This window comes from Halochromatium sp., from assembly GCF_054919635.1.
Window position 1 is genome coordinate 1 of record NZ_JBUDPI010000198.1, and the last position, 6,896, is coordinate 6,896.

The window sequence follows — 6,896 nt, forward strand, 5'->3', positions numbered from 1 at the left end:
CGACAGTTTCTTGAGGTAGATCGACCTCGCTCAATGCGGCCAAAGTCATGTTGGGCTCTCCTCGTTCGATCAGCCAGATCAATAATGATATAACCTAACGCTTTTCTCGCCAACAACGAATGTCCAATGACCTGCGAAACCTTGGCCAATCAGCCCGACCCCGTGGCGCCCAGCGACCAACCGCCGTTCACCGACGAGGACTACATGAGCCCCCGCCAGCGCGACTATTTTCGCCATAAGCTGCTCAAGTGGCGCGAAGCGCTCCTCGACGAGGCGCAAGAGACCCTTGAGCAGTTGCGTGATCACAGCCATCGCGATGTCGGCGACGAGATCGACCGCGCCAGCCGAGAGGCGAGCCAGACGCTGGAGCTGCGCACCCGAGATCGATATCGCAAGCTCGTGATCAAGATCGATGAGGCGCTCGCGCGCATCGACGCCGGCGACTATGGGTATTGCGAGGAAACCGGCGAGCCGATCGGGCTGGCTCGGTTGGAGGCGCGGCCGATCGCGACGCTGTCGGTCGAGGCCCAAGAGCGCCGGGAGCTCCGTGAACGCCAGGCCAATCTGAACCGCTGAGTGCACGCCGATGACATCACCTCACCTTGACGCGCCGGAGCTAACGCCGGTGACCCTGCTGACCGGCTTTCTGGGCAGCGGCAAGACCACGGTGCTCAACCAGTTGGTCCGCCAACCCACCCTCGCCCGCACCCTGGTCATCATCAACGAGTTCGGCGAGATCGGGCTCGATCACCTCCTGAGGAGTCGGGTCGCCGACGACAACATGATCGAGATGAGCAGTGGCTGCCTGTGCTGCACCATCCGCGGCGACCTGGTCGAGACGCTGCGGGATGCGCACTGGCGCTACCGGGTCGGGGGCGAGTCGCGATTCGATCGGGTTGTGATCGAAACCACCGGGCTGGCCGATCCGGCGCCGATCATCCATACCCTGATGAGCGTGGGCGCGATCGCGCGTCGGTATCGCCTCGATGGCGTCGTCACCACGATCGATCTGACCAGCGCCGAGGCGACGCTCGATGCGCAGCCGGAAGCGGTGAAGCAGGCGGCGATGGCCGATTGTCTCCTGCTGACCAAGCGCGATCTCGTCGACGCGGAACAGGCGGCGGCGCTTGAGCAACGCCTGCAGCGCATCAATCCGGCCGCGAGACGCATTGAGGCGCGGCACGGCCAGGTCGCCGCCGCTGACATCCTTGGGCTAGGTTTGTTTAACACCGGCGCCAAGATCCCCGATGTCGCCCGCTGGCTGAATGAGGAGGCATATGCACAGGCGCAGGTTCCCCATGCGAGCCATTCCCATCACAGCTCTCAGCAGGCTCGTACGGCAGTAGACTCAGGGCAGCCCGATCTCCAAGATCATGATCATCATCATGACCACGGTCACGATCACGATCACGGCCATGCGCACGATGTGAATCGGCATGACGATCACATCCAGTCGTTTGCCCTCGTCGTCGACCAACCGATCCCGGATGCCATGCTCGATGCCTGGCTCGATCTGCTGCTCGCGATGTGCGGTCAGGACATGCTGCGTATCAAAGGGATCCTCAACGTCCGCGGCCGCACCAAGCCCATCGCGATCCACGGCGTGCAGCATCTGTTCGATCCACCCATTGAGCTACCGGGCTGGACGAGCGAAGACCGGCGCTCAAAGCTGGTCTTCATCACGCGCGATGTCCCACGCACGGTGATCGAAGAGACCTTGGACGCGTTTCTCGCCACATGGCCTGATTAGCGCAAGATCTCCGCGCTGTCGGCTGGGGTAGCCGACAGACGCACGAAAGAGGCTGGGCGGACAACCAATCGCAACTCGTGTGCTGTCGAGGCTGACCGACCCAAGCCTGTCACCAAGACAGGGTCTTCACCGTCGGGTCGAACAGAATGCCGAGCACCAGGTCCGGATTCCCCATCTGAACGCCTTCGATGAGGTCGTCCTCGGTGAGGCCTGCCGCCTTGGCACAGGCCGGACACGCAATCACTAACCCTCCATCGTTCTCGAACGCCCGCAGCATGTCCTGAATAGACTTACCCTGCTCCTTCATGAGTCCGTGCACGTGGGACAGTCGTTTCTTGTCGGCAAGGTAAATGCCGCGCACATTGAGCCAGATCGCCACCGGCTTATGGCCTCGTTTTAGCACGCGCTCATGCGCGAACTGGATCGCCATGGCCGCCGCCCAGGTGTCATCGGTGGTCAGGTTGACGAATAGTCCGCCTTTGCCCTCCTCGGCGTGGGCGTTCCAGGACAAGCCCGTCAACGACAACAGCAAGACAAACGTCACAAAGAATCGATTCTTCATCGTCAATCTCCGATTGGTTGCGGTGATCAGAAGCGGTAGCTTAACGCCGCGTACAGCGAGCGACCTGGGCCTGGCACAGCGGTGCCCCACTGCGGCTGATTCGGCGCCGGCGGGATGGTCATGGTCGTGCCCTGGCCAACGTAGGCGCCGCCCAGGGGCAGATCGTAGAAGCGGTCGAACAGGTTCTCGACCCCCAGCTCCAGGGTCCAGCGCTTGGTCTGATAGCGGCTGCGCAGGTGCAGCAGCGCATAACCGGCGGTCTCGATCTCGTTGCGCACCTGCGAGACCTCGTCCTTGGCAGCAACAAACTCGCCTTCCAAGGCATTCTGCCACCGGCCCTTGGTCTGGGTCAGGACCAGCGTCGCGTTCGGCGGCATGATGTTGTAGAGATTATCCCCGGTGTCCTCATTCTTGCCTCGCGTGTAGCTCGCCACAAGCTGCGCGCTGAAGGCGCCATAAGCGGTGTCGCTCGCTAGCAGGACGTCTGCGGAGAGGTCGACGCCATAGAGTTGGGCCGATTGATTGGCGTATTTGAGCACGGTGAAATCATCTGCCACCGGCACCGGTCGCGGGGCATTGGCGGACGCATCCCACTGCACCGCATCGATGTAGTCCTGCACATAGGTGAAATAGGGGGTGATCCGGAGGCCCCAGCGTTGCTCGTCGGCATCATGCCAGTCGGCGGTGATGCTCAGCGTGCGCGCGACCTCCGGCTTCAAGTCGAGGTTACCGATGTAGCCATTGCCGTCGCCGACGAAGTTGTTCATCAGCGCCGCCATCTGCCAGGTCGACCAGGTATAACGCTCGTAGAGGTTGGGTGACCGCGTCTTCTGCCCCAGTCCGATCTCGTAGCGCTGCATCGCGTCCGGTGTGAAGCGCGCAAGCCAAGCGAAGTCCCAGTTGTGATCGGTCTTGGAACGCGAGCGGCTGTTGAACAGCACCGCATCGCGGGTTTGGTTGGCGCGTCCGCCGGTCCCGCTCGTCGGCGCCGCCGCCAGGTTGTAGCCGCTCACTGGGCCGGCATCCATCTGCACCGCTTCAAAGCGGAGGCCAAGGAGGTGGGTCCAGCGTCCCTTCGTGAGCTCCCATTCACCAAACGCTGCGTAACGATCGCGCTGACCGTCATTGATATTGTCGAAGGTATAGGGCCACATGCCTGCCCCGGACGGGGACCAGTAGTCATCAAGGCGATAACGCTGATAGTCGGTGCCGACGCGCAGGAGGTCGTTCTGGCCGACCGGGATCTCAGCGTTGACGGTGAAGCCGAAGTTGCTGCTGTCGGTCTCCATCGGCATGCCAGCCGCACAGCCGACCATCATGCCGTTGACCATCCTGACACCCGATATCGGCGAGCAGGGCATGCCGTTCAACGCGGTATTGCCGCCAGAGCCCAGCGGCGGCTGACCAGGCCCGTACCAAAAGCGCTTGTCGTCGCCGAAATCCATCTCGTGCCGCGTCTGCTGGTAGTAGACGCGTGCGTTGAGCTTTCCCCAGGCCAAATCACTGGCATAACCCAGGTTGAACTGGTCGCTCTTATTGCTGGTCAGCTCCATCCGTTGGTTCGGAAAGCCCTCATAGGGAATGTCCTGGTGGTCGTAGCTCAGATCCAGCAGTGCGCGCCCATCCGTCCAGGCCAGCGTGAGCGACTGGTTGCTGGCCTCGTAGGCGGTGGAGCCGACCTCGTCGCGATCCAGGGTATGGCCCGCTCGACCGGTGAAGTCGTAGTCTTTAAAGTTGCCACCAGCGCGAGCGTTGTCGGCTTGTGTGTAAGCACCCGTATAGTTGAGGCTCAGCTGCTCGCTGGCGACCGTTGCGGATAGATTGCCACCCCAGCTGTCGCCATTGCTGCGGTAGAAGGCGCCCATCTCTCCTTCGACCAGTCGCTCTCCCGACTTGGCAAAGGCGGGCGGCGCAGACTCGACCACGATGGTGCCGCCAATGCTGTCGCCGCCGACGCTGACCGGGGTGACGCCGGCAAAGACCTCGATACGTCCGACCGCTGTTGGATCGATGTAGGACATGGGCGGATTCATGTGGTTGGGACAGGACGCCAGCAGGTCCATCCCATCCACGGTGGTGCGCAGACGCTCATCCGCCAGACCACGGATGGCGGGCAGACTGGAGACGCCGCCGGCGCCATAGGCACTGACACCCGGCAAGCCGGTCAGGAGCTTGGCGGTATCGCTGGTGCGCGCGCGCTGGGGCGCGATCGCACTCGGACCTAGACTGAACGAACGGCCGACAGGAGGCTCCTCAGGGGCGGTCACGAGGATCGGCTCAAGGAGCGCGGGCGCATCCGAGTTGAAACCCATTTGGGCAGCGAGGTTAGGTGCAACCACAAGGGAAAGACCTGCGGCAACAAGCTGGAAACGGTTATGCATTGTCATGTCATCGAGCGAGCAGCATTCTTCGGACGCCGGCGCCCTCAGCCAGCGCTGGCCAAGGCAGGTAATTCGGCGCGCCAACGTTGATTAGTCGAGCAGCCGGCGGATCCCTAAGCACTTGGTGCGCCAGGTTTTCCCTTCTTTTTAAAACAAAGGGTTACGCAAACTGACAAGCGGAGGCGATCGCTGATCGTGGTCAGCTCACACAGCAAAAGCCGGCATTTCACACAGTTTCCAGCTGAACTGAGCCTGCGTCATGGCGTTCAGGACGGCAACCAGATAGGAGCAAGACGCTGAAGATGCCCTGCTATCGCCGACCTGACTTCAGGCCCTCGGCTGGCGCCCCACACTGGAGCTAATGTGGAGCCCTCACCCAGCCTGTTCCTGTTGATGGGCCTGTTCGGGTCCGTCCACTGCGTGGCGATGTGTGCACCGATCGCGGGTGCCTTAGCGCTGAGCCTACCGACGGAGTGCCGTCACAATCCGCTTCATCTGGCCGTATACCTGGTCGCGCTGAGCCTAGGGCGCATCCTGAGCTACGGCCTAGCCGGCGGCCTCGGCGGGTTGCTGGGATCGGCTATCGCGCAGAATCCGCTCGCTCCTTCCTTGCACGAGCTCCTGCGCGGGCTGGCGGCGTTGGTCGTGATCCTGACCGGCCTCTACCTCACGGGCTGGTTTCCGCGCCTCAAGCAGATGGATCGGCTTGGTGTGCCGATATGGCGACGCCTCGAGCCGCTGCAGCGCCGCTTGCTGCCGGTGCACTCACAGCGACAGGCAGTGCTCTATGGGATGGTCTGGGGCTGGCTTCCCTGCGGGCTGGTCTATTACGCGGTCTTGCTAACCCTAGCTGCCGATGATCCACTGCAGGGCGCGCTGATGATGAGCCTGTTCGGACTAGGCACGTTGCCGGCGATCCTGGGGTTGGGCTCATTTGTTGGCTGGATCGCCGGGCTTGCACGACGCCCCGCTTGGCGGGCAGCGGCGGGTCTGTTGCTGTCCGCCGTTGGTCTCGTCGGCCTCCTCTTCGGGGGAGACCGGTTTTGAGCCTGAGCAGGCGCTTGCTATGCTCGCTGATCGGTGGGGCTCAGTCCCCGGCAAGACTGAGTGCATGATGACCTTCGACGATCTGACGCGCGACGCAAGCCCCGCATTTCTCGACATCACCAACGCCGCGCGGGTGGTGGCCGCAACCGATGTCACCGCGCTCATCTGCGGCGAGAGTGGCACCGGAAAGGAGTTGATTGCTCGAGCGATGCATGCGCAGAGCCCGCGCTCAGAGGCCCGCTTTCTCTCCATCAACTGCGCATCGTTGACCGAGCAGCTGGCCGACTCGCTCGTATTCGGCTATCGCAAGGGCGCCTTTACCGGGGCCGACAAGGATCAGTGCGGTTACATCTGCGCCGCCACTGGTGGAACGCTGTTCCTGGACGAGATCGGCGAATTACCGATCGGATCGCAGGCCAAGCTGCTGCGGTTCCTGGAATGCGGCGAATGCTTACCCCTCGGCGAGGTACAGCCAATGCTCGTTGATGTCCGCATCATCGCAGCCACCAACCGCAACCTTTCCAACGAGGTCGAGGCCGGGCGCTTTCGCCAGGATCTGCTCTACCGATTGAACATCGTGCCGCTGGTGCTGCCACCGCTGCGTGAGCGCCGAGAAGAGATCCCGACGCTCTTACAGCGCTTCCTCGATGAAGCGGCCGAGACCCATCGCCTCAGGCCGCCGACATTCAGTCAGCCTAGCCTGAAGCTGCTGCACCAGCACGCCTGGCCGGGCAATGTGCGTGAGCTACGCAATCTCGCGATCCGCATGACGATCCTGTTCCCCGGTCAGCGCATCGAGCCATCGAATCTTCCCTTAGAGATGCGCATGCCAATCCCCGAGCGAACCGATTCAGAGCAGCGCTTGCGGCTTCCTGATGAGGGCCTCGTCATGCACCAGCTCGAGATCGACCTCATTCGCCAGGCCTTAGCGCGCACCGGCGGCAATCGCTCGCATGCGGCAAACCTGCTGGGTCTCAGCCGTGACACCTTGCTCTATCGACTGAAGAAGTACGCGATTGCTTGACCTGCTGGTCTCCGACCCAGTGCACGACTGAACCCCGGTGCACGACTGACCATTGATGCCAAGCGACTGCGTCGCGCTCGGCTCCGACGCTTGGTCGCACGCCGCCGAGGCTGCCAAGAGCGGCTGAGCCAA

General features: G+C 62.6%; 6 protein-coding genes. 4 read left to right on the plus strand and 2 right to left on the minus strand.

Translation table 11 applies throughout. The features are described from left to right. Positions 1 to 141: 141 nt before the first annotated feature. Positions 142 to 576, plus strand: coding sequence for an RNA polymerase-binding protein DksA (gene dksA, locus ACY693_RS12245; protein ID WP_462322112.1), 435 nt, complete (start codon positions 142 to 144; stop codon positions 574 to 576). Positions 577 to 586: 10 nt separating this feature from the next. Continuing rightward, positions 587 to 1,750, plus strand: coding sequence for a CobW family GTP-binding protein (locus ACY693_RS12250; RefSeq protein ID WP_462322108.1), 1,164 nt, complete (start codon positions 587 to 589; stop codon positions 1,748 to 1,750). A gap of 109 nt (positions 1,751 to 1,859) precedes the next feature. Here the strand turns inward: ACY693_RS12250 and ACY693_RS12255 are convergent, their stop codons facing one another. After that, a complete protein-coding gene (locus ACY693_RS12255; RefSeq protein WP_462322109.1) occupies positions 1,860 to 2,312 on the minus strand; it encodes a DsrE family protein in 453 nt (150 codons plus the stop codon). A gap of 26 nt (positions 2,313 to 2,338) precedes the next feature. After that, the gene (locus tag ACY693_RS12260; protein WP_462322110.1) at positions 2,339 to 4,624 is read right to left on the minus strand and encodes a TonB-dependent receptor; all 2,286 of its coding nucleotides are present in this window, start codon (positions 4,622 to 4,624) and stop codon (positions 2,339 to 2,341) included. A gap of 432 nt (positions 4,625 to 5,056) precedes the next feature. Between ACY693_RS12260 and ACY693_RS12265 the strand changes: the two genes are divergently transcribed. Both ACY693_RS12265 and ACY693_RS12270 read left to right on the plus strand, forming a co-directional pair. Then, positions 5,057 to 5,740 carry a sulfite exporter TauE/SafE family protein gene (locus tag ACY693_RS12265; RefSeq protein ID WP_462322111.1) on the plus strand — a complete coding sequence of 228 codons (684 nt, stop codon included), beginning with the start codon at positions 5,057 to 5,059 and terminating at the stop codon, positions 5,738 to 5,740. A gap of 64 nt (positions 5,741 to 5,804) precedes the next feature. Continuing rightward, the gene (locus ACY693_RS12270) at positions 5,805 to 6,764 is read left to right on the plus strand and encodes a sigma-54 interaction domain-containing protein (protein ID WP_462322113.1); all 960 of its coding nucleotides are present in this window, start codon (positions 5,805 to 5,807) and stop codon (positions 6,762 to 6,764) included. Positions 6,765 to 6,896 lie beyond the last annotated feature (132 nt).

Excerpts from the sequence above, each read along its gene's own strand:
- ACY693_RS12250 (WP_462322108.1), top strand. The coding sequence starts at position 587 with ATGACATCACCTCACCTTGACGCGCCGGAGCTAACGCCGGTGACCCTG.
- ACY693_RS12255 (WP_462322109.1), bottom strand. The coding sequence starts at position 2,312 with ATGAAGAATCGATTCTTTGTGACGTTTGTCTTGCTGTTGTCGTTGACG.
- ACY693_RS12260 (WP_462322110.1), bottom strand. The coding sequence starts at position 4,624 with ATGGGTTTCAACTCGGATGCGCCCGCGCTCCTTGAGCCGATCCTCGTG.
- ACY693_RS12270 (WP_462322113.1), top strand. The coding sequence starts at position 5,805 with ATGATGACCTTCGACGATCTGACGCGCGACGCAAGCCCCGCATTTCTC.